We start from the raw sequence: 25,648 nt of genomic DNA on the forward strand, positions 1-25,648 counted from the left end.
CCATCGAATCCTATCATAGAAAGCCTATTTACAGAAAATTTTTCACACCCTCGAATCATTTGTCAATTTTGTCCACTTTCCCTTTCTACATTGAGTATCTGGGCGGCTCGGAAGCAGTGGCGGGCATGGCTGCGACTATGTTTTCCATCTTCGCGGTTATTTGCCGCCCTTTCATCGGCTGGATGCTGGATAACGGCAAGCGGAAAGCCATTCTTGTTGTGGGGCTGTGCGGCATGATGCTGATGCCGATCGGCTATCTGGTGCTGGGCACATTGTTCCTGGCCTTTGTCTGTCGTATGGTGCACGGGGCGTCTCTTGCCTTCTCCAATACGTCTACAGCAACCATTGCGACAGACATTATCCCTCGCCCCCGTTTTGCAGAGGGTATGGGGATGTTCGGCATGGCAACAGCACTGGCAACAGCTGTGGCACCTGCGGTAGGCCTGGCCCTGATGGAAAAAATGGGCTTTGAAATGCTGTTCCTGTTTGGCGCCATTTCCATCGCCATTGCGCTGGTGCTGTTTTTGATGCTGAAAACTCCTAAGATCGAGGTAGAGAAAAAGCCTCTGAATATCAAAGGCTTGTTGGATAAAGATGCTATTCCTGCATCCTTGACTGCGCTGATTTTTATGTTGACTTATGGTGCATTGGAAAACTTTGCGGCAAAATTCGCTGTAGAACAGAATTTGCCCAGCGGCGGCATCTTCTTTGCCATTATGGCAGTGACAGTTCTGGTCATGAGACTGACTGCCGGCAAGGTGACAGACCAGCACGGGGAAAGCATTTTTGCCTATAGCTGTAATATTGCCATGTTTATTGCTTTCCTGCTGTTGGGTCTTTGCCCCAATACGGTGACATATATTCTGGCAGCAGTGCTGTCCGGCTTTGGCTTTGGCGGCCTGGAACCTGCGCTGCAATCCATGGCAGTGGCCATTGCTCCGCCGGAAAACCGCGGCAGTGCCAATTCCACTTTCCTTTGTGCCTATGATATTGGTATCGGCGTAGGCGGCGGTATCGCCGGTGTGCTGATTTCTTCTTTTAATTACAATAAAATGTTTGTCATCATGGCGGTATTTAATATTCTGTCTATTTTGATCTATATGCTGATTGGCAGAAACCACCCTTCTTCCTTTACATACCGCAAAAAGATGGCAGCAAAATAATAAAAAAGGTCGGACATATTGTCCGACCTTTTTTTAGGAAGAAGTCAGTTTCAACCCCAAAATGCCCACAAGAATGAGGGCGAGGAAAAAGATGCGGGACAGGCTTGCGGTTTCATGGAACAGTACGATGCCTATGATGACAGCACCGGCGGCGCCGATGCCCGTCCAAATGGCGTAGGATGTGCCTAAGGGCAGGGTCCTTGTTGCCATGGAGAGAAAAAAGAAGCTGATAAACATTCCAACGACCATGATAACGGAGGGGATCAGGTTGGAAAAGCCTTCGGAATATTTCATAGCCGTGGACCAGACCACTTCAAATATTCCGGCAATGGTAAGATACAGCCAGGACATGGGAAACACCTCCTTTCATTCAAAAACAGAGAATACGAAAGAAGCCTGAGAAATATCCATTTTGGAATATCTCCCAGGCTTTTATCCTTCCGTGACACGGTAGATACCGTGGGTTTTCTCTTGGTCACAGGCCAGTGTGATCACTGCGGAACCCTAGAAAACCTGATGTATGCAGTTTTTTTAGTATACAGATATAAAAATCTTTTGTCAATGGTACGGAATCATCGATTTACCATTAGCTTTTTCAAAGCGTTATTCAGATCATCCAATGTCAGGCGATACATATCGAATTCTTTCTCCAGAATATCGTAGGTCTTTGCCCACCAGCCGCCCCAATAGGGACGTTCCGAAGGGTTCAGCCATACGATATGGGGATATTTTTCCTTAAAACGGCGCAGCCATTCGATGCCGGGGGTCTTATCCCTTGCGCCATAGCTATACCAGCTGCCTTCCATCAACTCGTAAGGGTCCATCTGGGCATCCCCAACGAGGATGACCTTATATTCGCTGCTGATATTCTGCAGGATCCATTCCGTGGGGATAGCGGATGCAGGGCGCATCCGGGGGTCTTTGAAGATTTTGGAATAGATGCAGTTGTGGAAATAAAATACCTGCAGATCCTTGAAATGGTTGGAATTGCGTACCGCCTGGAAAAGGGCGGAGCACATGCGGCTGTAATAATCCATAGAGCCGCCGCTGTCCATCAGAAGCAGTACTTTCACGGTATTTCTTCTGGGTTTATCGTAAACTACCTTCAGGCTGCCGGCGTTATCGCAGGTCTCCCGAATGGTGCCGTCGATATCAAATTCCGTTCTGGCCTCGTCGGCACGGGCGGAAAACTGCCGCAGACGGCGGAAGGCCATCTGGAACTGGCGGGTATCCAGCACATTATCCTCCCGGAAATCCCGGAATTTTCGTTCCCCTGCCACCTGGAAGGCACTTTTCTTTTTACTTTCGCCCCCTACGCGGATGCCTTTGTCGATCTGTCCGTTGTTGCCGAAGGGGGAAGCTCCTCTGGTGCCGATCCATTTGGAGCCGCCGTTGTGCTGTTCATGCTGCTCCTTCAGCCGTTCCAAAAACATCTGCTGGATCACATCCTCCGGTAGACCCATGTTGCGGAGCCGGTCTTCCTCGCTGAAGCTGCCGTCCAGTTCTTCCCTGGGCTTGTTCAGCCAATCCAGAAGCTCCTTGGGCAGTTCATCGGTGGCCCGTTCCATGTCTTTGAAATATTCCAGAAAGGCACCGTCAAATTTGTCAAAATCTGCCTCGCTTTTTACCAGAATGGCCCGGCAAAGGTAATAGAACCCCGTAAAGGAGGAATTGTGCAGCCCCTTATCCAGTGCTTCGATGAGGGACATCCACTCATTCAGGGAAACCTTCAGCCCTCTGGCGCGAAGAAGATAGAAAAAGGAAGTAAACATCAGCCTTCACCTACTTACTTCAGATATTTCCGCATGGTGTCGATATCTTCGTTCTTTTTCAGCAGTACCCCTGCGAAAGGAACGGTTTCTTTGATTTTATAGGAAGGCACACCGCCCAGCTCCAGCGCACGGATCCAGTCGATGACCTCGGAGGTGCTGGGTTTTTTCTGGATGTTATACAGCCCTCTGATCCAGTAGAAGGTAGCTAAAACCTGTTTCAGCACATTTTCTTCCACATGGTCGAAGTGGACTTTGATGATTTCTTCCATCTGTTCCGCATCGGGGAATTCGATATAGTGGAAGATGCAGCGGCGCAGGAAAGCATCGGGCAGTTCCTTTTCCGCGTTGGAAGTGATGATGACGATGGGGCGCTGCTTTGCTTTAATGGTTTCTTTGGTTTCGGGAATATAAAATTCCATTTTATCCAGTTCCCACAGCAGGTCGTTGGGGAATTCCAGATCGGCCTTGTCGATCTCATCGATCAGCAGGATGACCTGTTCCTCGCTGCTGAAGGCTTCCCCCAGTTTGCCCAGCTTTACATATTTTGCGATATCATCTACCCCTTCGTTGCCGAATTGGGAGTCATACAGACGCTGTACCACGTCGTAAACATACAGACCATCCTGCGCCTTTGTGGTGGATTTGATGTTCCAGATGATGAGTTTTTTGCCCAAAGATTGGGAAATAGCCTCCGCCAGCATGGTTTTGCCTGTGCCTGGCTCGCCTTTGATGAGCAGAGGTTTCTGCAGGGCGATGGCGATATTTACGGAACGCATCAGCTCTTCGCTGGCTACGTAATTTTTACTGCCTTGAAATGTCAGATTCATGATTGCAATCACGCCTTTCCTTTTATTTTGTTTGCATACGAATTATCTGGGATATTTACATTTTATGAGGTGTATACAATCTTGTCAATAAAAAAGGACAGCATTTTTATATGCCATCCTTTCTGTTTTTAAAATTTAGGAAATAGTTTTGCAAAATCGTTATGGCTTAGTACATTGAGAGTTTCTACTTGTTTTTCTTTTACGTAGAAAAACAAATAGGTTATTCTCTTTATTACGATTCACTATCAATTTATTCCATAAAAAGTAATCCAATATAAACCAACAAATTAGATATATTTTTTCCTTAGCCATCATTTAACATCCTCTCGTTTGGATTCTTCTTGTTCTAATTCATAACGGTAAATTCTCATATAATCTATAAAGTCTAAGAAAATACGCATTATTACCATAACAATAGAAAATCCCATCAGAAGATAGAGCCATGGTTCAGTCATAAGTTTGTCCTCAACAATCAATGATTTTGGATATAAAGAGTGCCATAAAAATTATCTCTGGATACTTCTGTGTTGAAGTCATCATTTGTATAGTAAATCAGTCTGATTTTATAATAATATTCCATTGGACTAGAGGTTGTGTCAGGGTTACCATTAGACCACAGTGTTTTTTTAACAAATAATGTTTTTCCGTCAGGAAGGTTATCATTCAAATAGTTAAAATATTCTGTCATCCCTGCCCGAAGCAACAATCCGGTATTAGCAGCAAGAGAACCACCAAGGGTACCATACAATAAATATTGTGCTAATTTAGAAAATGCAAAAGAGGCAATTTTCTGATTAAGTTCTACATTAATTTTTTGTGTATTTCCACCGACATTATATGTTCCTGCTGCAGGTGCTGAATTGCTAAATTCCCACCATTCATAGTATGCCCGTGGAATAATGTTGCCTTCTTCGTCTCTTACTTCTAGACCTTCTTCCATTATCTGTGTCAACACTTCCTGAGTTTCAGCAAGTACTTCAGCAGAATCTTGTGCCATTACTGTTGAAACAGATGCAATAGTAAAAATAAATACCATACAAATTGATACCATTTGATACCATCTTACGCATTTTTTTCATAAACATCACACCTTTCCATTAGCACTGTAACGATATGGAACAAAGAATTTCTATTGTTCGTTCTTATGCGTTTGAAATTCTTTCCTGTATTATATTATGAAACAGTTATAATAGTCAACAAATTGCATTTATAAAAAGCATAAAGATTCAGTAAAGATTTTAATTATAAATAAATTCTTCTGAAGCTTATTTATTTATTTTTACTAATGCCATGGTTTTTGCTCGATTTGGTTATACTTGTTGGAATTAGACTCTGCACGTTCTAAGAAATAAAAATCTCCTATCATAGGTTTCATTCTACGCTAGGAGATAATTTTTTCATTGTGTTGTTTATTCTTTTTATTTCCTGTGGATCAATTTCATTTTACATCCAAGCCTGCCAGCTTTGCCATTTCCAGAATAGAAGCCTTGGATACCTTTTTTCCTTTATAATCGATCAGATCATCCATGCTGCCGGTGAAGATATCGGCAGGTTCATATTTCTTCAAAATAATCATATTTTCTTCTACGAAAATTTCCAGAGAATCCTTGATTTCAATTCCCATATTGCGGCGAAGTTCAATAGGCAGAACAACTCTCCCCAATTCGTCTACTTTTCTTACGATACCTGTTGATTTCATCTGTTTGTTCCCCCTGCTACTTTTTTCTGCGGTTAAAAAAATCTTAACTAAATCTTAACACATTGAAAAATATTTTTCAACAAAAATCGATAAAAATGGAAAAATTTAACTTTTATAAAGAAATCTTTATTTCATAAAAGGAAATCTTTCGGCATAAACTGGATGGAAGGGAGGGAAGTCTATGTTGAATGGGATATGGGGTTTTTTTGTCATCGGAGGCATCCTGACCGGGGCATTTCTGGGACGGATGGATATGGTGACAGCGGCTGTCATCGGCGGGGGAAAATCTGCCATGGAGCTGGCTTTCACCATGGCGGGGGTAGTGGCTGTCTGGTCTGGTATATTGAAAATTGCGGAAAAGGGCGGCATGATCGATGCCCTTGCGGGAAAAATGACCCCCATGATGGATTTTTTGTTTCCGACGATTCCCTCGAACCATCGGGCCCGCAAATACATAGCCACCAATTTTGTGGCAAATTTCCTGGGGCTGGGCTGGGCGGCAACGCCGGCGGGGCTGATGGCCATGAAGGAACTGCAGAAACTGAATCAGGAAGAGAAAGGGACAGCCTCTGCAGCGATGTGTATGTTTCTGACGGTCAATATGACTTCTCTGCAGCTGGTAACGGTGAATATCCTCGCCTATCGGGCGGAATTTGGCTCGAAAAACCCGGCGGAAATCGTAGGAGTGGGCATTGTGGCAACGCTGATCACCACATTGGTAGGGGTTTTTGCAGCCAAGCTTCTGGAAAGGGGGAGCTGAGATGCGTATTCTTTTGACCATATCTGATTTTCTGATCCCTGTGACGGTGCTGTTCATTGTGGTGTTTGGCTGTTTGAAGAAAGTGGATATTTATGAGGTTTTTTTGGAAGGAGCCAAGGAAGGCCTGCGGACAGTTTTGGATATCCTGCCGACCCTCATTGGCCTGATTATGGCGGTGGAGGTCATGCGGGCAGGGGGCTTGCTGGAAATTTTGGTGGAGTGGATCCGCCCGGCGGCAGAACTCATCCATTTTCCTGCGGAGCTGGCCCCTTTGAGCATCGTACGGCTGGTATCCTCCTCGGCGGCCACAGGGCTACTGACGGATATTTTCTCTATATATGGCCCCGATTCTTTCATCGGGAGAGCAGCTTCTGTGATGATGAGCTGCACAGAAACGGTATTTTATACCATGAGCCTCTATTTCCTCTCCATTGGTATCAAAAAAACCAGGTATACCCTGCCCTGCGCTCTGGTGGCGAATATCGTAGGGGTTTTTGCAGCGGTATGGCTGGTGCGGCTGGTGTTTTGAAATAAATTTGAAAAAACAGAGTGCATCATATATAATGATGATGTATGCAAAAAAAGAATCAACAGAGCACATGTTGCGATTTAGAAAGCAGGGCTTTGCTGCAGCCTTGGCAGCGGCGGCCCTTGCTTGAGAGAGGGAATACTATGAAAAAATGGATAATGGTCGTGGCGAGCCTCTTGCTGCTCACCAGCTGCGGAGCGGAAGAGGAAAAAGCTTTCAGCCTGACAGCAGCCGAACAGGAAACCTATACAGAAGCCATCAATGGCGTTATGGAAGAATTTTACTGGGAATATGACCGCAGCAGCCTGACCTTTGGGGCGGCGGTGGTGCCGGAAAATACGGAGGAAAATAAACGGCTGTTTTCTGCTTCTTCTGCCTGCGAATATAACCTGCAGAGCAAGGCGGGGCAGGATGCTGTTTTGGCAGAGGCTTCTCTGCTCCATTATAATGGCGACAACGCGGGAAAGCTGCAATGCTGGTTTGTTGGCGGGCAGCTGGCTGGGGTCGCCTACAGCGGCGGCTACGATAACGGATATTACAGCCTGAAGGAACGGAATCCCTTCGTTGCGGATGGCGGTTTCCGTGCTTATGAAAATTGGACAGGCATGGGAACAGCCTTCCGGGAAGGCAGAGGGGAACTTTCCCCAGAAGGCATTTATTCCACAGGGAAGGATGCCAATGGTAATACACTGGCTGTTTCTATTCAGGATGGAAAAGCGGCGGTTTATCGCTATGCCAATGGCTTGAGCCGTTACCGTAATTTTTCCTATGGCTACGGTTTGGAGGCTACATCTGCGGCATTTTTGAGCGGAGAGGGTGCCCGGCTGGCGGTGTTGGTTTCCAGTGTGACAGAAAGCGGCGAGGGGGAGAGTGAAAAGACCTATTCTCGGGCGGAAAAGATCATGCTTTATGATGAAAAATTGAACGCTGCCGGAGAAATTCCCCTGGAAGAGGAACTTTGTACAGCCATCGGCGCGGAAGACGGCAAGCTCTATCTTTTCGTAGATCAAAATATGGATATCTATGAAGAAACAGAAAATGGCTGGCAGCAGACGGGCAGCAAAAAGCTGCGCCATCGGGTGACTCAGTTCCATATTACCGATTTGGATGGGGACGGCCAAAAGGAATATATCATGACCGATAGTATGGATTTGTATGTATACCATTCCACCGGTGGCAGCTTCCGCAAGCTGTGGAGCACCCATTTGGGGGTAGAAAATTTCTATGGCCCCATTTCCAGCGGCGATTTGAACGGCGATGGGGTGAAGGAAATTTATGCCTGTGATACCACAGCTACCACCATCCGCTATATCCTGACGGAAAAAGGCCTGCAGTCTGCCAATGAGGATATCGATTACGGTCAGTGCATCTATCCCTGTGATTTTGATGGCAACGGCAAGGCGGATTATTGGTTCGTGCAGGATAATATCGACAGACGGGGGCAGCTGTATCTGGCATGGGAGGAATAAAACATGACAGAATCTGAAAAATATATGACAGAGGCCCTTTCGGAGGCGGAGAAGGCCCTGGCGGCAGGGGAAGTGCCCATCGGCGCCGTCATGGTGCGGAATGGGGAGATCATCGCCCGGGGGCATAATCTGCGGAATACGGATAAAAACCCCCTGCGCCATGCGGAGATCGATGTCATTGATGCTTCTGCTAAAATTGTGGGGGATTGGCGGCTGGAGGATTGTGTCCTCTATGTGACTGTGGAGCCCTGCCCCATGTGCGCCGGGGCTATCGTGCAGGCCCGCATCCCCAAGGTGGTCTTTGGCACACGGAATAGTAAGGCGGGATGCGCCGGTTCTGTGCTGGATGTGCTGAATGAACCTAAGCTGAACCATCAGGTGGAGGTGGAGGAAGGGGTTTTGCAGCCCCAGTGCAGCGAAATTATGAAACGCTTCTTCAAACGCTTCCGAAAAAATGCCAATACCCAGCCATTGACAGAAAATCAGTGAGCGTGTATAATAATATGGCTATATTAGCAAAGGGTTCGGGAAACCGCAGGTGTCCTGAATCAAATCCGCAGAGAGGGCTTTGCCCACTCGAGGAGAATAGAGAGTTTCGAGGTGCTTGCACCGCTGGAACGAATCTATTCAAACCTATGTCAAATCCACTTGGAAGCCTGCTTCCAAGTGAATCAATATCTCCGCACTAGCCGGGGCGGTAGCGGTGCCCTGTACTCACAATCCGCTATAGTGAGGGTGATGCTCGCTTTCGACGTATGGCTTGATGGCCTGCCCTTCGGAAGCGGTGTTGAAGTTCGGGTCTTACGCAACATGAGCCTGTGAACCGTGTCAGGGTCGGAAGGCAGCAGCACTAAGCAGCCAACTTGTGTGTGTGGTAAGGGTGCTCGGATGGAGCCGTGAAAGAAGGTAACGCATGGGGTGATATGGCAACAGCGGGCGTGCGGACCTTAAAAAGTTTACGAAACTCATTCCTTTTTTACTTGGGAATGAGTTTTTTTATAGAATTTATGTTATGATAAAACAGGATTGACTGCAAGCAACAGTATTGCTGCGCAGTGTATAGGGTTCAGGGGATTATCCCCTGACGGAGCGCGAGGCAGAGCCTCGCAAAAAAAGAGGTGAAAAACATGGCTTATACGGCATTGTATCGGAAATTCCGCCCCCAGACCTTCGATGGCGTCATCGGGCAGGAGCATATTGTCAGAACTCTGAAAAACCAGATGAAAACGGGACGGGTGTCCCATGCTTATCTCTTTTGTGGCACACGGGGCACCGGGAAGACCTCTACGGCAAAAATCTTTGCCAGAGCCATCAACTGCCTCCATCCCACAGAGGAGGGCGAGCCCTGCAATGAATGCGCCCTTTGTCAGGATATTCTGGCGGGCAGGAGCGTCAACGTCATTGAAATCGACGCAGCCTCCAACAATAGCGTCGATAATATCCGCGAGATTCGGGAAGAGGTCAAATATCCCCCCACCCAAGGGCGGTTCAAGGTCTATATCATCGACGAGGTGCATATGCTTTCCAATAGTGCCTTTAATGCACTGCTGAAAACTTTGGAGGAGCCCCCTGCCCATGTCATTTTTATTCTGGCCACCACAGACCCCCAGAAAGTCCCTGCTACCATCCTTTCCCGTGTGCAGCGGTTCGATTTCCGCCGTATCACCACGGAAACCATTGCGGAAACTCTGGCGGGCTATCTGCAGCAGGAAGGGCAGAATGTGACCCCCGAAGCGGTGCGCTATGTGGCCCATCTGGGGGATGGCTCTATGCGTGATTCCCTGAGCATCTTAGACCAGTGCCTTGCCTTTTTCAGCGGCGAGGAAGTGACACTGGAAAAGGTGCTGGATATCATGGGCGCCGTAGATCAGACCATTTTCTTTGAAATGACAGAGGCTTTGGCCCAGAAAAATGCCAAAAAAGCCATGGCCTTGGTAGAGGACATGATGCTTTCCGGGCGGGATGTGAAGCAGTTTGTGACAGAAATGCTGCATCATCTCAGGAATCTTCTGATGGCGGCGACCATTCCCGATGTGAAAAATATACTGGATCTTTCTCAGGAGGATGGGGAACGGCTGCAGGCGGCAGCGAAGGTCCTTTCTCCCGAGGAAATCATCTATTTCATCGGAAAATTTTCCGATTTGCAGAGTGAATTAAAATGGGCACCCAACGAACGTATTCTGCTGGAGGTGGAGCTGATGAAGCTCTGTGCCCCTTGGACAGAAAAGGATTTGACCACATTGGCGGCAAGGCTGGGCGAATTGGAACGGAAGGTTGCCGAGGGCGTGCCGGTGGTGACTGCACCGGCAGAAAGCACTGCTGTAAAACCGAAAGAAGCCCCGAAGCCCAAACGGAAGCCCCCGGCACTGCCGGAGGATAGAAAGCAAGTGAAAGACCAGTGGCCGCTGCTCCGCAATGATGTGGAGGATGTGGTGCTGAAAAGCATGCTGGGGCAGGTAGAGGTAGGCTTTAAAGAGGATGAATTTCTGTATCTTATCTGTGAATATCCCGCTTTGGCGGATATGGTGGAACGGGGCATCGGAAAGATTGCCGCTGTTCTGGAAAAAGAGACGGGCAAGAGCTTTGAGATCCGCACTACCACCAAGGAAGAATACGATAAGTGGTATGAAGCGGCCTATGGCAAGCAGGAGGAAGCTGCCACAGAGGAAGAGGATGCGGAGTTTGCAAGCCTTCTGGGGCAATATTTCCCCGAAGCAGATATTGAATAACCCCTTGTCAGAGGGCGAGGATTCAGATAAAATAATAAAGATGATTATTTTTTGAGATTATTTTCAAGGAGGAATAGGATATGGCAAAAGGCGGTTTCCCCGGCGGCATGGGGGGCATGAACATGAACAACCTCATGAAGCAGGCGCAGAAAATGCAGAAGCAGATGATGGAAAAACAGGAAGAATTGGCGGCAAGAACCCTGGAAATGACCAGCGGCGGCGGCGCAGTGAAGGTAGTCATCTCCGGCAAAAAAGAAATTCAGGAACTGAAGATCAACCCCGATGTCGTTGATCCCGATGATGTGGAAATGCTGGAAGACCTGATCATTTCTGCTGTCAATGAAGCCATCCGCCAGGTGGAAGAAATGTATAATAACGAAATGGGCAGAATGACAGGCGGCCTGGGCGGCGGTCTGTTCTGATAAAGAAGGGATAGTATGAATTATTACGGCAACCCCATGACAAGGCTCATCGAGGAACTGGCATCCCTGCCGGGCATCGGCGGAAAATCCGCCCAGCGGCTGGCCTTCCATATCATCCACATGCCCAGAGAAAAGGTGGCAGCTCTTTCCGAAGCTATTCTGGAGGCAAAGGATCAGGTGAAATACTGCTCTGTCTGCTGTAACCTGACAGAAGAGGAGGTTTGCCCCGTCTGCGCCAATGGGAAGCGAGATCATAAGACCATTATGGTGGTGGAAGACCCCAGAGATATGGCGGCTTATGAGCGGACGAAGGAATTTCATGGGGTGTATCATGTACTCCATGGCGCCATTTCCCCTATGACAGGGGTGGGTCCTCAGGATATCCGCATCCGGGAGCTGATCAGCCGCATCGATGGCACGGTAGAGGAAGTTATCCTTGCTACCAACCCCAATGTGGAGGGGGAAGCAACAGCTATGTATATCGCAAAGCTGCTGAAGCCTCTGGATGTGAAGGTGACCCGTATCGCCAATGGCGTGCCTGTGGGCGGTGATCTGGAATATGTGGATGAAATCACTTTATCCAGAGCGTTAGAAGGCAGGAGGGAATTATAATCTATGCGAGAATCAAAAAAGCGAAGACATTTTTGTCTTCGCTTTTTTATATTGGGTCAAGGGACTGAGACCCTTGTGGGGCTCGGGACAGCGTCCCGAGGTTTTGTCTTACATAAAATACGCCAGCGTCAGGCCCACGCCCCCTGCCAAAGAGCAGGCAATCACCAGCGCTTCTACGGCTTTTGTGCTGCCGCTGATGATATTTCCCTCCAATAGGTCACGCATGGACTTGGAGAAGGTCACCCCTGGCAGAAGGGGCATGATACTGCCGATGATGATGGTATCCACACGGGCTGCAGGAAACAGGGGGGTGACCCAGCAGGCACAATAGGCCGCCAATGCCCCGCCCAGAAAGGGTTCAAAGAAATAAGGCACTTTTTTCGTTCCCAGCCAAAACACAAAGGCTCCCAACAGCATCCCGATGAAGAAGGAAAGAATGCCATCCAGAGCCGATTCCCCGCTGAGCAGGGAAAAGCCGCCGGAGATGAGACCATAGGCAAAGACCCGCAAAGGCAGGGGATAGAAGAGGGCCTGCCGAATGGTATGGAGTTTTTCGATGGCTTCTTCCAAAGTGATTTTTCCGGAAACGAAAGCCCGTGAAATATCGTTTACCTCGCAGACCTTTTCAAAATTGACCGTACGGGTATGGACGCCTCGCATCATGGAAAGGGGTCCTTTTTCTTCCCGGGGCAGCGTCACGATGAGGGCGGTGGAAAGGGCGGTGGCTTCTATTTTTTCTCTGCCGGTGGTGGCAAGGATACGCTTCATGGTATCCTGCACACGGAAGGTCTCTGCACCGTTTTTCAGCATGATCTCCCCGGCATCCAATGCAAGGTTGATGAGTTTGGTATCGTAGTCCATAAATGCCCTTCTTTCTTTTTTTAGGATTGGGAACAAAAACCCTGATATGCAGGATATCAGGGCGTTTGGTTATATATTTTTCCGTTTCAGGCGGGGGAAAATCTGAAACCACGCCTGAGGCAGCACCAGAATGATAACGGAGCCGATCCCGATGGCACCGGCCAGTTTCAGGGCGGTCAGGATATTTGCAGTGGTTTCCAGAACCATGCTGTCCATGGCGGAAGTGATGCAGCGATATACAGCAGCACCGGGTACCAAGGGCAGGATGCCGGGAATATGGTACACAATGGTCGGCAGCATCCGATGGTAGGATAAGAAACGGGAAAGGCTTGTTGCCGCAAAGGTGGCCAGAAGGGTGGCCAGAAATGCGGTGCCGCCGTTTCGCAGCACCAGCTGATAGACCAGCCAGCAAAGGGCGGCAGTGATCCCGCAGAAGGGAATCTCTTTTCTGGGGGCATTGCAGACGATGGCATAGCCCATGCAGGCAATGAATGCAATAAGGGGATGCACTACATAATAAAAAATCTGTGAATTCATAGCATTAACCTCCGATCTTAGGACATATGGAAAATTACCAGAGCGAGGGCGACACCGGCGGCGATGGAGCAGGCGTTGAGCAATACTTCCACCACCTTGGAATTGCCGCTGATGAGGTTGCCCTCCAGCAGATCACGCATGGCTTTGGAAAGGGCAAGACCGGGCAGCAATGCCTTCATGGTACCGATGATCATTTTATCCAACTGGGTTGCAGGCAGGAAGAAATGGGCCGCGCAGGCGGCAAGACCTGTCACCAGGCCGCCCATCAGGGGACCAAAGAAGAAGGGAACTTTTTTCCCGCTCAGATAAACCAATGTCATACCCATCAAGAGGGCAACGAAGAAAGAAACCAGCCCATCCAAAGGCGAACCGCCAACCATGAGGGCGAAGCCGGCGCCATTCAGCCCATAGCCCAGCACACGGGTGCCGAATTTGAAATTGGGGGCATTGTGGATATCCTGACAGCGGGCGAGGGCATCCTCCACGGTGATCCGGCCGGAAACAAAGGCACGGGACATATCGTTGACAGCGCAGATCTTCTCAAAATTGACGGCACGGGTTTTCACGGCGCGGGCCATGGAAAGGGGGCCTTTTTCCTCTCTGGGCAGCGTCACGATGAGCAGGGTACACATGGCCAGGGCTTCGATCTTTTCCCTGCCGGATACGGAGAGGATGCGCTGCATGGTATCCTGCACACGGAAGGTCTCCGCACCGGAGGCCAGCATGATTTCCCCTGCATCCAAGGCAAGGTTGATGAGTTGGGTATCGTAATCCATAGCTTGGAATTCCTTTCTTTTTCAAATATCTTCAAACAGTATTCTTTAGTATCGCAGAATGTACCTTTTCGGCACAATCTTAGTGTATTCATTTTACAGAAAAAGTAAAGTAAAATTATTTTAAGATTTTTCGATTTTTTTGTGTAAAACAGATACGTTTTTCTTTTCGTGCATGAAAAGAAATGATTTACATTGTAAAAAAGTGTGATATAATATTCGCAAAAGAATATATTTCAAAAGCTGGGGGTGCTGTCAAAGGCAGCTGAGAGGAATGTAGCGTTCCAACCCTTTGAACTTGATGTGGTTAGTACCAACGGAGGGAAGCGAAACAACGAAAGTGATATCAGACCTTTCCCGATTGGGAAGGGTCTTTCTATTTTGCTTCCGCAAAAGAAAGGAAGATGATTATGAAATTGACAGACAGATTGTATGAAGCGGCAAAGCCCATCTGGGATGGCTACCTGACACAGCCCTTCGTAAAGGAATTGGGGGAAGGCACTCTGCGGGAAGATCGCTTCCGGTACTATATGGTGCAGGATTATCGCTATCTGCTGCAGTATGCCAAGGTGTTTGCCATGGGCGTAGTAAAAACAGAAGATGAACATCTGATGACCCGTTTTTCCTATATGGTTCACGATACGCTGGATGGGGAAATGAATATCCATAAGGCGTATATGTCCCGCCTGGGCATTACGGAGGAAGAGGTTGCCACCACAAAATCCTCTTTGGCAAATCAGTCCTATACTTCCTATATGCTGGATGAAGCCTATAAGGGCGGCCCCCTGGAAATTCTGGTGGCGGTGCTTTCCTGTGCTTGGAGCTATCAGATGATCGGGGAGCATCATAAGACCATCCCCGGTGCGCTGGAGCATCCCCTCTACGGCGAATGGGTACAAGGCTACAGCAGTAAGGAATATTGCGATACTACCCAGGAGATCATTGATCTGGTCAATGCACTGGGCAAGGATGTGACCCCTGAAAGAGAAGAACATCTGAAAGAGATTTTCGTAAATTGCAGCCGTTATGAAGCCTATTTTTGGGACATGGCTTATGCAGCAATACCAGAGTAAAAAGGTCATGCTTTTCATGTGAACATGAAAAAACATGACTTTGAGACTCGCCCAATCATGAGAAAAGAAGCCGATAGGCGATTTGCGAATGATTGCAGAATCGCGGGAGCATTTTATGCGGAGCGATTTGTGTATTGTAGAGTTAAAGGAGTAATGAAAATGCTTGAGTTTAAAAATGTCTCTTTCCGCTATGATGTGGATGAGATTCCTATGATGGAAAACCTATCCTTTTCCGTGGAGGATGGGGATTTTGTATCCATCATTGGTGCCAGCGGCTGCGGCAAAAGCACCATTTTCCGCCTCATCAACGGGCTGGAACAGCTGCAAAAGGGGGAGATTTTCGTCAATGGCAGACCCATCGGGGAGCAGAAGCAGTATAGTGCCTTCATGCCCCAGAAGGATTTGCTTTTTCCTTGGCGCACCATCGAAAAAAATATCTGCCTGCCTATGGAATTGGCGGGCGTTGCGGCAGCGGAGCAGGAAAAACGCTGTAAAGAGGTTTTAGAGCAGGTGGGCCTTCTGGATTATAGGAAGAAATACCCAAAAGATCTTTCCGGCGGCATGAAGCAGCGGGTCTCCTTTGCCCGCACCCTCCTTTCCGGGGCGGATATGCTGCTGTTGGATGAGCCCTTTTCCGCACTGGATTATCTGACCCGGGTGGAAATGCAGGAATGGCTGCTGCATCAGTGGGAGCATTACCATAAAACCATTTTGTTCATCACCCATGATGTTGAAGAAGCCGTATTTCTTTCCAAGAAGATTTTCGTCATTCAGGACAGGCCCTTTTCTTCTATGGAAATGGTGGAAGTGCCTCTGCCCGCCCATCGGGATAGGAGCGACCTGAAGCGTCCGGAAATCGTTGAGCTGAAGGAACAGCTCATTGGCAAGCTGAGAAGGAGTGTGAGCTTATGAAAAACATTTCTTCTTTAATATTGGTATTTATTCTGCTGCTCATCTGGCAGGGGGCAGCCATGGGCATCGATGCGGCCTATATCCTGCCTTCCCCGACCCAGATTCTGGTCAGATTGTGGGAATTGCGGGAACCTCTGATCATGGTGCATCTGCCTGCCACCATGGGGGTCACGGCTTTGGGGCTGTGCATTTCCGTTGTCTTGGGGCTGTTGCTGTCCATTTCCATGGATTGGAACCCCAAGCTGGAAAAGGCTCTCTATCCCATCATCGTAGCATCCCAGACGATCCCCACCACAGCCATCGCCCCTTTGTTTATTCTTTGGTTTGGCTATGGCATCGGGAGCAAGGTGCTGGTGACCATATTGATGACCTTTTTCCCCATTGCCATCACTGTATTTGATGGCTTGAAGGGCACGAAGCGGGAAATGGAAGAACTTCTGATTACATATGGCGCAACGAAAAAAGATATCTTTTTGAAGCTGAAGCTGCCCACGGCTTTGCCCAGTTTCTTTTCCGCCATCAAAATGTCTGTCCCCATGAGCGTCATTGGGGCGGCCATTGCGGAATGGCTGGGGGCCCAAAAAGGGCTGGGCTATTTCAGCAAACGAATGATGACACAATTGGACGGCGCAGGGGTTTTTGCCCCGGTGGTGCTGCTGTCCGTAGTGGCAATGGTGACGGTTTGGATCATCACCATTATAGAGAAAAAAGTGATCACATGGAGGAAAGAGCTTTGACGAAACAAGGAACCAAGGGACTTCCTTTATATGCATGGCATACGGGAAGGAAGCCATGGGCAAGTTCGTCAGAAAAAAGAAAGGAGAATTTTAAAATGAAGAAAAAATTAGTTGCTTTATTTATGGCAGCGGCCATGGCCTTTGGGGCAGTGGGCTGCGGCGGCGGGGAAACCGCTCCCGCAGAGGGAGATGCTGCTCTGGAGGATTTTACCATTGTGCTGGACTGGTATCCTAATGCCATCCATTCCTTCCTGTATGTAGCCCAGGAGAAGGGCTATTTTGCGGAAGAAGGGCTGAACCTTGTTATCAACTTCCCCGCAAATACCAATGACGGCATTTCCATGCCTGCGGCGGGCAAGGCGGATATCGGTATCTATTATCTGCAGGATGCTATTCAGACGGCAGTGGAAGAAGATGTTCCTATCGTTTCCGTTGGCGCTGTGACACAGAGCTCTTTGAATGTAGTGATTTCCCTGGCGGAAAGCGGCATCAAGGGGGCTGAAGATCTGGCAGGCAAAAAGATCGGCTATGCCGGTACAGCCCTTTCCGAAGCACAGATCGCTTCCATGCTGGAATATGCTGGTTTGACTGCTGATGACTGCGAATTTATCGATGTTGGCTTCGACCTGCTGACAGCTACCACCACCGGACAGGTGGACGCAACCACAGGCAATATGGTAAACCATGAAGTGCCTCAGCTGGAAGAAGAAGGCTTCGATATCAACTATTTCTATCCTACCGATTATGGCGTGCCTGAATGCTATGAACTGGTATTCCTGGCTGGCAAGGATGCCGTAGAAAACAACCCCGAAAAAATCCAGAGATTCCTGCGTGCCTGCCAGAAGGGATTCGATTTTATGAAGGAAAACCCCGAAGAAGCCCTGCAGATTTTGCTGGCAAACCAGAATGCGGAAAACTTCCCTCTGTCTGAAACCGTGGAAACAGAAAGCATGAATATCCTGCTGCCCGTGATGGAAACAGAGGATGCCCGTTTCCTGCATCAGGAAACCAGCGTATGGCAGGAAAATGCCGATTGGATGTATGAAAAAGGCATTCTTGCGGAACAGGTAGATGTTTCTGATTTGGTGGTAAATCTGCTGGAAGAATAAGACATTCAAAATATCTCCATATATCAAAAGAGGCGAGGAACAACAGGGTTCCTTGCCTCTTTTTCAATTTTCCGTCTTTTCAATGGGGATGATAACTCTGGTAATATGGTCTGCTTCGTTTTCAATATCCACAGGGGAGATGATATATTCCTCGGAGATAGGCCCGGCGATGGTATAGCCCCTTTGGTTCAGCCATTTGATGGCCTTGATATGGGTCTGGATGATATCCTCGTTCCGTCCGATATGCAGTGCCGTTACAGCGGGGAAGCCTCCAAATTCCTTTGCGGCAGGGGAATCTGCGGCTTCGTTTACCTGAATGCTGATTTCCAGATCGCAATCATTCTGGTAAAATTGCTCCAGCGGATTGTTGTGATAGGTCAGGATAACAGGGCCGGTAGCCTTCAATTTATGGCGGGAGACCATTTCAAACAGCTCGAACCACCGCTCCACGGAAACATCACTGTTTTTGTAATTCTTTTTGATCCGTCTGGTAAATAATACGGGGGAAACAGGGATCTCCTCCACATGGATCCCTTCTGTAGACCAGCCGGCATGCTCTGTTTCCAGCAGATTATGTCCTTTTTCCAGCCGTTCCAGCAAAAGCTGCCCTTCGGCGTATTGGTCGTTCAAGGCTTCGATGGCGTGGTTGATCTCCTCCAGCCGCTGCCGGATACACTTTTCCATGCTTTCTGCATCCTTTTGGCTGATGATATCCTTGATTTCCTTCAAGGGCACCCCCAGATGGCGCAGCTTGCGGATGATGAATAAGGTCAGAATCTGTTCATGGGTATAATAGCGGTAATTGCTGTCATCCTTGCGGCAGTCGGGGATGAGCAGCCCGATCTTATCATAATACCGCAATGTTTTGATGGAAACATTGCAAAGGCTGGATACCTTGCCGATGGAATAGATCCCTTTCTGAGCAGACATATGCGTTCTCCCTTTCTTTTTTAAATTAAGGTCATTTTACCAGAAAATACCGGAAAAATCCATCAGATCACGCCCTTTTGTGTAAATGCGGAAAGGGTTTCGGCAGGGTAGCCCAGCATCCCATAGACAGCGGCGTTATCCTCGCCCAAAATGGGGGCGGCCTTCTGGATGCTGTCCTGCTCTCCATGGATTTTGATGGGCGTGCCGGGGATACGGATGTTCCGCTCCATGCCCGGCTGGAATACCTCCCAAAGCATGTGCCGTTCCTTTGTCTGGGCGTGTTCTGCCGCCTGGGGGATATCCAGAATTTCCCCGAAGGGAATTTTCAGGGAAGAAATGATAGCCTCCAGCTCCTTGATGGTCTTTGTTTCTGTCCATGCTTCGATCAGGGGCTTTAAGACACCGTAGTTTTCACAGCGGTGCAGATTGGTGTCGAAGCGGGCATCTTTGGGAAGCTCTGCCTGTTCCATAGCATCGCAGAGGGCGGCAAACATCTTGTCCGTGCCGCAGCCCATAACGAAATCCCCGTCCTTGGCGTGGAAGGAATCGAAGGGAGCGATGGAAGGGTCCTGGTTGCCGGCACGGTGGGGCGTTTTCCCTGCGATAGTGTATTCCACTACGAAGTTTTCCATGACAGAAAAGAGGGTATCCATCATGGCGACATCAATGCGGCGGCCAAGGCCTGTTTTTTCCCGTTCATACAAGGCCATCAAAATGCCCATGCAGAGATATGCGCCTGTGTAGTTATCCCCGATGGAGGGGCCAATCTTGCAGGGAGGACCATCGGGGAAGCCTGTTACACTCATCATGCCGCTCATAGCCTGGGCCACGATGTCATAAGCGGGGCGGGGAGCCAAATCCCCTGTCAGGCCAAAGCCGCTGATGGAGCCATAGATGATGCGGGGGTTGATCTCCTGCATTTTTTCATAGGAAAAGCCCAGCCGTTCCAATACACCCACTTTGTAATTTTCGCAGACCACATCGGCAGTTTTCAAAAGCTCCGTGAAAATCTGCTTGCCTTCCTCTGTTTTCAGGTTCAGGGTGATGCCCTTTTTATTGCGGTTGATATAGGCATAATAGCCGCTGTAGCCGTTTTCCATAGGCCCCCAGCCTCGGGTCTGGTCGCCTTTTTCCGGCGTTTCGATCTTGATGACCTCCGCCCCGTGGTCGGCAAGGTTCATGGTGCAGAAGGGGCCGCTGTAGGCTTGGGTCAGGTCGAGCACACGGATGCCCTCCAAAGGTCGTTTCATAGAGATGCCTCCTTTCGGAATTTCTTTTTTGATAAGGAAAGGAGCGGTGCCTCCCGCTCCTTCCTGCAACTGTTTTTGGTTTCGGCAATTTCCGAGCCGTTGTCATTGGCGAAGCCAAGGTCTTATTCGCCGGGGTGTTTTCTATCCAGGAAGGTAACCTCCTGGGGGCCTCTCTGGTCTTTCTTTGCAATATACAGGCTGCCAGTTGCTCTGCCGCAGAGTACGGGAGGCTCGCAGGCTGTGGCTGCTGTGCCGGGGGTTGCGATGCCTGTCAGGTCGGCATCGGTTCTGTCCAACTGTGTAGCAACCTTCCATGCTTCAAATTTGCAGGTGTAGGATTGGTTGCCAACCTTTTCGATCCAGCCGTGATATTCCATGAAGTCCCCAACGTATACAGGAGCCAGGAATTCCACCTTTTCATAGCCCAGGAACAGGCTGATGTCGCCGTCTACATAGACCATCAGTTCTGTGCCGACGTCACCCCACTGGTCTACGATTCTGGCACCGTTTACAAGACCGCCAACATAATGTGCATCCTTTGCGCTCATCATCAGATGATGTACTACCTTTTTCCCTACCATACTTTTTTCCTCCTTTAACCTTAGATACCTGAAATGATTATGAGTTGATTTTGGGTTCGCTAAGGGTTCTGTTCCTTAGCTTTGACTTGAGTATATTTGCTACAGCAAAAGGAGAGTCAATCAGAAATCTTTCATTTTTTAAAAAATTTTTTATGGAAAAAAAGAATGTCCCTCCCTTTGGTGGAGGGTTTGGTAAGGGGCGGTTTCAAAAGATTCCGGTGGGCATTGGCAATGCAGACAAGAGGATTTTTTTAAAAATTACGGGAGAGTTTTTTATTTTTTTGAAAAAATTGAAAAAAGAAAAGGGGTTCTGTATAATAGAAGGCAATCAGCCAACAATCGGAAGGAGGATTTCTTATGAAAGCACTCATCACAGGAGCCACCAGTGGCATCGGGCGGGATATGGCGGTTATTTTGTCCCGCATGGGCATCGACCTGATCATTGCCAGCCGTGACAGCAAAAAAATGCAGCAGCTGGCCCGCCGCCTGCCTGTTCATGTCAAAACTATAACTGTGGATTTGTCTAGGGAGGCCGATTGTTACTACCTATATAATGAAACAAAAGAGGAAGATATCCATATCCTCATCAATAATGCCGGCTTTGGTGCCTTTGGATATTCTTGGGAAATCCCCTTGGAAACGGAACTAAATATGCTGGATTTGAACGTCCGTGCTGTTCATATCCTGACAAAGCTGTTTCTGGCGGATTTCCGCAAAAAGGATCGGGGCTATATCCTGAATGTGGCCTCCTCTGCGGGCTTTCTGGCGGGCCCGCTGATGTCCGCCTATTATGCAACCAAATCCTATGTCCTCCGCCTGACGGAAGCCATCCATGAGGAGCTCCGCCAATCGGGCAGCAATGTGAAAATCACGGCCCTCTGCCCCGGCCATGTGGAAACGGGGTTCGATGCCCGTGCCCATGTGCGCCGTTCCATCGGCGGTGTTTCTTCTTATAAAGTGGCGAAAGCCGGCATCAATGGCATGTTTCAGGGGAAAGCTGTGGTTCTCCCCGGCGGGCTGATGAAGCTGGCCTATATCGGCGAAAAATTCCTGCCCGAGCGGCAGATGCTGAAAGCGGCATATTATGCCCAATCCAAGAAAGGTTGAACAGAATGAAAAAAACAAAAGAAATCATACGCCTGACGATCAAAGGCTTTTTAAAGAAGGAAGTCAGCAAACGTGCCGCCTCCCTGACATACTACCTTATCTTTGCCATTTTCCCCTTCCTCATTTCGGTGATCTCCCTGCTGGGGTTTCTGCATCTGCCGATGATTTCTCTGGAAGGGGATGCGGCGGCCTTTCTCCCTGCGGATGTCATCACCCTATTGAACCTCACCATTGCCCATATGACCGAAGCCAGCAATGGTGCCGCGCTTACCTTTGGTCTGGTCTTTACCTTCTGGTTTCCCTATCGGGCGGTGAAAAACCTGACCGATGCCGTTTCCGATATCTACGGCGAAGAAAAACCCGTTGGTCATACCAAACGGGTGCTTCTGCTTTCTCTTTTGATTCTGATTCTCATTCCGGTGATGCTGATTCTGATGATTATTGGTGAAAGCGTTCTGAACCTCGTGGCCCAGTTTTTCCCGATCACGAAGGAGTTCATTTCCATCTGGACGAAAGCCCGCTTTCTGCCCATGGCGGCAGCCCTCATCCTGCTGATTTCCGCCATCTATTATTTTTCCCCCAACCATCCCCCGGCGCGGCGGTTCATCCTTCCCGGTGCAGCTCTTTCCACCGGCCTTTGGATGGTCTATTCCCTGGCCTTTTCCTACTATGTGGATAATATGGGGAGCTATTCCGTCATTTATGGCTCCATCGGTGCTATCATCGCCTTTCTCATCTGGCTGAACTGGTCTATGACGGCCCTCCTCGTCGGTGCGGTTTTCAATCAGGCCCTGCGGGAAAGGGAGTATCAGCAAAATTCTACCACCCAAAATTCCAAATCGGTGTAAGTGGTCCCGCTGGTCAAGTTGCTTTGGATGGTGACATCGATGCCATCCGCCCGCAGGGTATAATCGATCATCCCTGCCAGGTTGGAGCCATCCCGCAGCCGCAGCATGGAAACGAAGCATTTGGCGGGGTCCACCGTCTGCAGTTCGATACTGCCGCTGTCGCTTTTGCTGTTCAGGGTGATGCGTCCCTTTTGGATGCTTTTGATGAGCCCGGTGTTTTGCAGCAGGCCGAATAAGGTCTGCCCTTCTTCCGCCGGCGTGCCGATCTTTTCGCTGATCTCCGCCGCCGCGCTTTCCGCCGCCGCCAGCTGCTCGTCGATGGCGTCCATGTTTTCGTTCCAGTCGGCAATGTCGTAATAATCCGCCGTCCCGGGTTTGATCAGGTTGTAATGTTCTGTAAATGTAGACATGTTTCGTCCCTCCTTTTTTCTTTTTTGCATCTCTACCCTCCAAGCATGCCCCTTTCTGCGTATCATCGAGTATCAATGATAGGCAGAAGGGGGGCTTTTTTTGCCCTTTTTTCCCCTGCCGGGAAAGAACCGCCGCCGCAGTCTGCTTTTCATTGCAAAATGTGAAAATCACAATAAATGACGTCTTGCTGTAAAAATCATTGAGATTTCACGTAATATTGCTGTAATATTTCAATTTTATTACAAAACATGAAAATCGCTTGTCAAAAAGTGAAGTTGCTGATATGATGATAACGCAAAGTAAGTGAGTATTTGGAATCGAAGTTTTCACGAAACGGAAGAAACGGAAGCCGAATCCTTGAATGGGTGTGGAGGAAGCCGAAGGGACGGAAGGGACGTGGGAATGGAGAGGAAGAAAAAAGCCCAAATGCACTTCGTTGTATAATTATAAAACGAATCAGAACATTGAAAAAAGAAAAAGGAGGAATGAGCCCCATGAAAAAATTTATTTCCATGGTAATGGCTGCTGCTATGGTAGTATCCCTGGTTCCCGCTACAGCTTTCGCTGCTAACACAGCAACAATCAAAGTTGTTGATGACCAGGAATACACAGAAGACGACGCAGACAAGTATGAAAAAGAGGCAATCACAGGCCCTGAAATTCAGCTGAAAATTTCCGATGTTGACCAGAAAAATGGTACACCCGATGACTGGGATATCGATCTGGATTTCGACAACGCTGAAGTAATGGCAGGTGGTCTGGGCAAAGACGTAACAGTAGGTTATGTTTACAGAGATAACACAGCAATTGGTGTTGTTAAGACAAGAGAAGCCGCTGCTAAAGAAGATACATCTATTGACCTGACAGTATATGAAGGGAAAGTCGGCGATGACGGCAAAATCGAGTATTCTACAGCGTGTGATTTCGCTGATGACGACATCATCGTTATCAATGTAGCAGACTTGAAGTTGGTTCTGTCCAGAACAAGCAAAGGCACAGAAGCTACAGTAGAAGTTAGCGGCGATTTCGGTGATTCCGATGCTATGACATTCGCAGCAGTTCTGGATTTCGGTCTGGATGTAACTCTGAAAAAAGTTGCAGACGTTGCTGAAGAAGAAGATACAGCACTGGAAAGAGATCTGAAGATCGAAACTAGCGTTGGTTCTTTCGAACAGGGTCAGATTCTGGAACTGAAACTGACAAGCGGTTTTGAATGGATCGTTGTTGGCGATAAAGATAATAGCAAGAAACTGGCTGGCGGCATGCTGGAAGTTAATGACGTTGATGACAGAACATTGACAGTTACCGTAACAGCAGAAGGCGCTGCAAATGATAATGATACAATCACAATCCTGAAAGATTCCGTTAGAATCGATGCTGCAGACGCTAAAGCTGGCGATGTATGTAAGATCACAGTAAAAGCAAAAAAAGGCACACTTAATGACAAGACAGTAGGTTTCGCTTACACAGCAGATGCAGTAGAAGCTGTTAAAGTAGTAGAAGACAAAGTAACACTGTCCGTAGATGAAGATGAAGATGTACCCGTAATCTACAGCGGCGTTAACGTTGATAACTATGGTATCACAGATGATTCCGACCACATGTCTCTGGAAGTAACTCTGGAAGAAGCTGCAAAAGAATCTCTGGATGTGAAAAAATCCTTCACAATGACACTGCCCGAAGGCGTATTCGTAACAAACGTTGATGTTACAGGCGCTGATGATGTTAAGATGGCAGATGGTACAAAGAACAGCACAGATGCAGTAGAAAAAGCTTTCATGGAAGCTTATGAAGAAGGCGAACAGGAATGCTTCGAATTCAAAAGAAAAACATTCGCTGATTCCGAAGATGCATTTGAACTGACATTCGAACTGGAACTGATCGCAGAACCCGGCTTCGAAGGCGAAGTTACACTGACACTGGGCGGCGACGCATTCGAAGATGAACAGGAAGTTGTAATCGCTGAATTTGTTTCTCCTTACACAGTAGAAGCACAGCAGAATGACCTGATCATCGACTACAGAAACACAGAAGTTCCTTCCAACGTAGTTGTTAAGGAAGCTGAAGCTGGTCTGTGGGCAAAAGATGAAATGGACTTCATCTTCTCCATTGACAAAATGGATTTCGAAAATGACGTAACATTCACAGTAGATGATGCATCCGATATGGAAGTAAAATCTGTTAAAGGCGAAGATATGGGCTTCAAAGTAGATGAAGAATCTGATGATGAACCCGCAGTAGTAACAATTTCCGATATCTCCCTGTACATGAGCAGAGACCTGGCAGCAGGTGCTTACGATCTGGAACTGTTCACAACAGCAGGCTTCAAGATGATGACAGATGAACCTCTGTTCACAACAGACCACGGCGAAGTATGCAACAGCAGCTGCAAAGATGACCATAAAGATAACCCCGTTTATGTAGCAGCTGACTACGAAGATTGGGATTACGATAGCAAGGATGGTTGGGATGAAGAAACATTCACAGTAAAAGAAGGCTTCATCAACATCATCACAGCTGGTAGAGACCAGGATGAC

The 25,648-nt window shown here is 48.3% G+C and carries 27 protein-coding genes, 1 other RNA gene and 2 riboswitches; of the genes, 16 read left to right on the forward strand and 12 right to left on the reverse strand.

Going from position 1 to position 25,648, the window contains the following annotated elements; genetic code table 11:
- A partial coding sequence (locus tag ACI39P_RS01560; protein ID WP_439718961.1) for an MFS transporter occupies positions 1 to 1,163 on the forward strand: 1,163 nt, incomplete at its 5' end.
- A gap of 33 nt (positions 1,164 to 1,196) precedes the next feature.
- Here the strand turns inward: ACI39P_RS01560 and sugE are convergent.
- From sugE to ACI39P_RS01585, 5 genes are all read right to left on the reverse strand, one after another.
- On the reverse strand, positions 1,197 to 1,514 hold the full coding sequence (gene sugE, locus ACI39P_RS01565) for a quaternary ammonium compound efflux SMR transporter SugE (protein ID WP_439718962.1): 318 nt from the start codon (positions 1,512 to 1,514) through the stop codon (positions 1,197 to 1,199).
- Positions 1,515 to 1,582: 68 nt separating this feature from the next.
- Positions 1,583 to 1,682: riboswitch (guanidine-I (ykkC/yxkD leader) on the reverse strand.
- A 53-nt stretch (positions 1,683 to 1,735) separates the two neighbouring features.
- Positions 1,736 to 2,935, reverse strand: a complete 1,200-nt coding sequence (locus ACI39P_RS01570) for a VWA domain-containing protein (RefSeq protein WP_439718963.1) — start codon at positions 2,933 to 2,935, stop codon at positions 1,736 to 1,738.
- A gap of 14 nt (positions 2,936 to 2,949) precedes the next feature.
- Complete coding sequence (locus ACI39P_RS01575) at positions 2,950 to 3,762, reverse strand: AAA family ATPase (protein ID WP_439718964.1); 813 nt, start codon at positions 3,760 to 3,762, stop codon at positions 2,950 to 2,952.
- Positions 3,763 to 4,234: 472 nt separating this feature from the next.
- Complete coding sequence (locus ACI39P_RS01580) at positions 4,235 to 4,813, reverse strand: hypothetical protein (protein WP_439718965.1); 579 nt, start codon at positions 4,811 to 4,813, stop codon at positions 4,235 to 4,237.
- Between the two features lie 387 nt (positions 4,814 to 5,200).
- A complete protein-coding gene (locus ACI39P_RS01585) occupies positions 5,201 to 5,461 on the reverse strand; it encodes an AbrB/MazE/SpoVT family DNA-binding domain-containing protein (protein ID WP_439715982.1) in 261 nt (86 codons plus the stop codon).
- Positions 5,462 to 5,642: 181 nt separating this feature from the next.
- Here ACI39P_RS01585 and ACI39P_RS01590 point away from each other — a divergent pair, with 181 nt between their 5' ends.
- From ACI39P_RS01590 to recR, 8 genes are all read left to right on the forward strand, one after another.
- Positions 5,643 to 6,221, forward strand: coding sequence for a nucleoside recognition protein (locus tag ACI39P_RS01590; RefSeq protein WP_439718966.1), 579 nt, complete (start codon positions 5,643 to 5,645; stop codon positions 6,219 to 6,221).
- Between the two features lies 1 nt (position 6,222).
- Positions 6,223 to 6,750, forward strand: a complete 528-nt coding sequence (locus tag ACI39P_RS01595) for a spore maturation protein (RefSeq protein ID WP_439718967.1) — start codon at positions 6,223 to 6,225, stop codon at positions 6,748 to 6,750.
- Positions 6,751 to 6,893: 143 nt separating this feature from the next.
- Entirely contained in the window at positions 6,894 to 8,219 is a 1,326-nt protein-coding gene (locus ACI39P_RS01600; protein ID WP_439718968.1) for an FG-GAP repeat domain-containing protein, read from the forward strand.
- A gap of 3 nt (positions 8,220 to 8,222) precedes the next feature.
- Positions 8,223 to 8,708 (forward strand): tRNA adenosine(34) deaminase TadA, encoded by a 486-nt coding sequence (gene tadA, locus ACI39P_RS01605; protein WP_439718969.1) that lies wholly within the window; start codon positions 8,223 to 8,225, stop codon positions 8,706 to 8,708.
- A 191-nt stretch (positions 8,709 to 8,899) separates the two neighbouring features.
- Positions 8,900 to 9,163: signal recognition particle sRNA large type (ffs, locus tag ACI39P_RS01610), an RNA gene on the forward strand.
- 183 nt (positions 9,164 to 9,346) lie between these two features.
- A complete protein-coding gene (gene dnaX, locus ACI39P_RS01615; protein ID WP_439718970.1) occupies positions 9,347 to 10,948 on the forward strand; it encodes a DNA polymerase III subunit gamma/tau in 1,602 nt (533 codons plus the stop codon).
- A gap of 80 nt (positions 10,949 to 11,028) precedes the next feature.
- Positions 11,029 to 11,370 (forward strand): YbaB/EbfC family nucleoid-associated protein, encoded by a 342-nt coding sequence (locus ACI39P_RS01620; RefSeq protein ID WP_320791347.1) that lies wholly within the window; start codon positions 11,029 to 11,031, stop codon positions 11,368 to 11,370.
- Between the two features lie 15 nt (positions 11,371 to 11,385).
- On the forward strand, positions 11,386 to 11,982 hold the full coding sequence (recR, locus tag ACI39P_RS01625) for a recombination mediator RecR (RefSeq protein ID WP_439718971.1): 597 nt from the start codon (positions 11,386 to 11,388) through the stop codon (positions 11,980 to 11,982).
- Between the two features lie 108 nt (positions 11,983 to 12,090).
- On the opposite strand, the gene ACI39P_RS01630 is transcribed toward recR, so the two are convergent.
- The 3 genes from ACI39P_RS01630 to ACI39P_RS01640 form a co-directional block, all read right to left on the reverse strand.
- Entirely contained in the window at positions 12,091 to 12,843 is a 753-nt protein-coding gene (locus ACI39P_RS01630) for a threonine/serine exporter family protein (protein ID WP_439718972.1), read from the reverse strand.
- 69 nt (positions 12,844 to 12,912) lie between these two features.
- A complete protein-coding gene (locus ACI39P_RS01635; RefSeq protein WP_439718973.1) occupies positions 12,913 to 13,380 on the reverse strand; it encodes a threonine/serine exporter family protein in 468 nt (155 codons plus the stop codon).
- A gap of 17 nt (positions 13,381 to 13,397) precedes the next feature.
- Positions 13,398 to 14,156, reverse strand: a complete 759-nt coding sequence (locus tag ACI39P_RS01640) for a threonine/serine exporter family protein (RefSeq protein ID WP_439718974.1) — start codon at positions 14,154 to 14,156, stop codon at positions 13,398 to 13,400.
- Positions 14,157 to 14,388: 232 nt separating this feature from the next.
- Positions 14,389 to 14,495, forward strand: a riboswitch (TPP riboswitch).
- A 68-nt stretch (positions 14,496 to 14,563) separates the two neighbouring features.
- Here ACI39P_RS01640 and tenA point away from each other — a divergent pair.
- From tenA to ACI39P_RS01660, 4 genes are all read left to right on the forward strand, one after another.
- Positions 14,564 to 15,226, forward strand: a complete 663-nt coding sequence (tenA, locus tag ACI39P_RS01645) for a thiaminase II (protein WP_439718975.1) — start codon at positions 14,564 to 14,566, stop codon at positions 15,224 to 15,226.
- 159 nt (positions 15,227 to 15,385) lie between these two features.
- Positions 15,386 to 16,138 carry an ATP-binding cassette domain-containing protein gene (locus ACI39P_RS01650; protein ID WP_439718976.1) on the forward strand — a complete coding sequence of 251 codons (753 nt, stop codon included), beginning with the start codon at positions 15,386 to 15,388 and terminating at the stop codon, positions 16,136 to 16,138.
- The gene (locus ACI39P_RS01655; protein ID WP_439718977.1) at positions 16,135 to 16,875 is read left to right on the forward strand and encodes an ABC transporter permease subunit; all 741 of its coding nucleotides are present in this window, start codon (positions 16,135 to 16,137) and stop codon (positions 16,873 to 16,875) included. The genes ACI39P_RS01650 and ACI39P_RS01655 overlap by 4 nt, the downstream gene beginning before the upstream one ends.
- Positions 16,876 to 16,970: 95 nt before the next feature.
- Complete coding sequence (locus ACI39P_RS01660) at positions 16,971 to 17,984, forward strand: ABC transporter substrate-binding protein (RefSeq protein ID WP_439718978.1); 1,014 nt, start codon at positions 16,971 to 16,973, stop codon at positions 17,982 to 17,984.
- Positions 17,985 to 18,047: 63 nt separating this feature from the next.
- Here ACI39P_RS01660 and ACI39P_RS01665 read toward each other — a convergent pair whose 3' ends face one another.
- The 3 genes from ACI39P_RS01665 to ACI39P_RS01675 form a co-directional block, all read right to left on the reverse strand.
- Positions 18,048 to 18,914, reverse strand: a complete 867-nt coding sequence (locus ACI39P_RS01665) for a MerR family transcriptional regulator (RefSeq protein ID WP_439718979.1) — start codon at positions 18,912 to 18,914, stop codon at positions 18,048 to 18,050.
- A gap of 62 nt (positions 18,915 to 18,976) precedes the next feature.
- On the reverse strand, positions 18,977 to 20,164 hold the full coding sequence (locus tag ACI39P_RS01670; protein WP_439718980.1) for a CoA transferase: 1,188 nt from the start codon (positions 20,162 to 20,164) through the stop codon (positions 18,977 to 18,979).
- A 122-nt stretch (positions 20,165 to 20,286) separates the two neighbouring features.
- Positions 20,287 to 20,745 (reverse strand): hotdog domain-containing protein, encoded by a 459-nt coding sequence (locus tag ACI39P_RS01675; protein ID WP_439718981.1) that lies wholly within the window; start codon positions 20,743 to 20,745, stop codon positions 20,287 to 20,289.
- 357 nt (positions 20,746 to 21,102) lie between these two features.
- On the opposite strand from ACI39P_RS01675, the gene ACI39P_RS01680 reads away from it, so the two are divergent.
- Positions 21,103 to 21,852, forward strand: a complete 750-nt coding sequence (locus ACI39P_RS01680; RefSeq protein WP_439718982.1) for an SDR family NAD(P)-dependent oxidoreductase — start codon at positions 21,103 to 21,105, stop codon at positions 21,850 to 21,852.
- Positions 21,853 to 21,857: 5 nt separating this feature from the next.
- The gene (locus ACI39P_RS01685) at positions 21,858 to 22,700 is read left to right on the forward strand and encodes a YhjD/YihY/BrkB family envelope integrity protein (protein ID WP_439718983.1); all 843 of its coding nucleotides are present in this window, start codon (positions 21,858 to 21,860) and stop codon (positions 22,698 to 22,700) included.
- On the opposite strand, the gene ACI39P_RS01690 is transcribed toward ACI39P_RS01685, so the two are convergent.
- The gene (locus ACI39P_RS01690) at positions 22,661 to 23,110 is read right to left on the reverse strand and encodes a hypothetical protein (RefSeq protein ID WP_439718984.1); all 450 of its coding nucleotides are present in this window, start codon (positions 23,108 to 23,110) and stop codon (positions 22,661 to 22,663) included. The two genes, ACI39P_RS01685 and ACI39P_RS01690, sit on opposite strands and share 40 nt — an antisense overlap.
- Positions 23,111 to 23,605: 495 nt before the next feature.
- Here ACI39P_RS01690 and ACI39P_RS01695 point away from each other — a divergent pair.
- Positions 23,606 to 25,648 (forward strand): hypothetical protein (locus ACI39P_RS01695; protein ID WP_439718985.1); only part of this gene is annotated, 2,043 nt, incomplete at its 3' end.

The organism is Anaerotignum sp., assembly GCF_051877975.1.
Classification (GTDB): Bacteria; Bacillota; Clostridia; order Lachnospirales; family Anaerotignaceae; genus Anaerotignum_A.

Bases quoted from the DNA above. Each gene is read 5' to 3' on its own strand.
- sugE (WP_439718962.1), bottom strand. From the start codon at position 1,514: ATGTCCTGGCTGTATCTTACCATTGCCGGAATATTTGAAGTGGTCTGG.
- ACI39P_RS01570 (WP_439718963.1), bottom strand. From the start codon at position 2,935: ATGTTTACTTCCTTTTTCTATCTTCTTCGCGCCAGAGGGCTGAAGGTT.
- ACI39P_RS01575 (WP_439718964.1), bottom strand. From the start codon at position 3,762: ATGAATCTGACATTTCAAGGCAGTAAAAATTACGTAGCCAGCGAAGAG.
- ACI39P_RS01580 (WP_439718965.1), bottom strand. From the start codon at position 4,813: ATGGTATCAATTTGTATGGTATTTATTTTTACTATTGCATCTGTTTCA.
- ACI39P_RS01585 (WP_439715982.1), bottom strand. From the start codon at position 5,461: ATGAAATCAACAGGTATCGTAAGAAAAGTAGACGAATTGGGGAGAGTT.
- ACI39P_RS01590 (WP_439718966.1), top strand. From the start codon at position 5,643: ATGTTGAATGGGATATGGGGTTTTTTTGTCATCGGAGGCATCCTGACC.
- ACI39P_RS01595 (WP_439718967.1), top strand. From the start codon at position 6,223: ATGCGTATTCTTTTGACCATATCTGATTTTCTGATCCCTGTGACGGTG.
- ACI39P_RS01600 (WP_439718968.1), top strand. From the start codon at position 6,894: ATGAAAAAATGGATAATGGTCGTGGCGAGCCTCTTGCTGCTCACCAGC.
- tadA (WP_439718969.1), top strand. From the start codon at position 8,223: ATGACAGAATCTGAAAAATATATGACAGAGGCCCTTTCGGAGGCGGAG.
- dnaX (WP_439718970.1), top strand. From the start codon at position 9,347: ATGGCTTATACGGCATTGTATCGGAAATTCCGCCCCCAGACCTTCGAT.
- ACI39P_RS01620 (WP_320791347.1), top strand. From the start codon at position 11,029: ATGGCAAAAGGCGGTTTCCCCGGCGGCATGGGGGGCATGAACATGAAC.
- recR (WP_439718971.1), top strand. From the start codon at position 11,386: ATGAATTATTACGGCAACCCCATGACAAGGCTCATCGAGGAACTGGCA.
- ACI39P_RS01630 (WP_439718972.1), bottom strand. From the start codon at position 12,843: ATGGACTACGATACCAAACTCATCAACCTTGCATTGGATGCCGGGGAG.
- ACI39P_RS01635 (WP_439718973.1), bottom strand. From the start codon at position 13,380: ATGAATTCACAGATTTTTTATTATGTAGTGCATCCCCTTATTGCATTC.
- ACI39P_RS01640 (WP_439718974.1), bottom strand. From the start codon at position 14,156: ATGGATTACGATACCCAACTCATCAACCTTGCCTTGGATGCAGGGGAA.
- tenA (WP_439718975.1), top strand. From the start codon at position 14,564: ATGAAATTGACAGACAGATTGTATGAAGCGGCAAAGCCCATCTGGGAT.
- ACI39P_RS01650 (WP_439718976.1), top strand. From the start codon at position 15,386: ATGCTTGAGTTTAAAAATGTCTCTTTCCGCTATGATGTGGATGAGATT.
- ACI39P_RS01655 (WP_439718977.1), top strand. From the start codon at position 16,135: ATGAAAAACATTTCTTCTTTAATATTGGTATTTATTCTGCTGCTCATC.
- ACI39P_RS01660 (WP_439718978.1), top strand. From the start codon at position 16,971: ATGAAGAAAAAATTAGTTGCTTTATTTATGGCAGCGGCCATGGCCTTT.
- ACI39P_RS01665 (WP_439718979.1), bottom strand. From the start codon at position 18,914: ATGTCTGCTCAGAAAGGGATCTATTCCATCGGCAAGGTATCCAGCCTT.
- ACI39P_RS01670 (WP_439718980.1), bottom strand. From the start codon at position 20,164: ATGAAACGACCTTTGGAGGGCATCCGTGTGCTCGACCTGACCCAAGCC.
- ACI39P_RS01675 (WP_439718981.1), bottom strand. From the start codon at position 20,745: ATGGTAGGGAAAAAGGTAGTACATCATCTGATGATGAGCGCAAAGGAT.
- ACI39P_RS01680 (WP_439718982.1), top strand. From the start codon at position 21,103: ATGAAAGCACTCATCACAGGAGCCACCAGTGGCATCGGGCGGGATATG.
- ACI39P_RS01685 (WP_439718983.1), top strand. From the start codon at position 21,858: ATGAAAAAAACAAAAGAAATCATACGCCTGACGATCAAAGGCTTTTTA.
- ACI39P_RS01690 (WP_439718984.1), bottom strand. From the start codon at position 23,110: ATGTCTACATTTACAGAACATTACAACCTGATCAAACCCGGGACGGCG.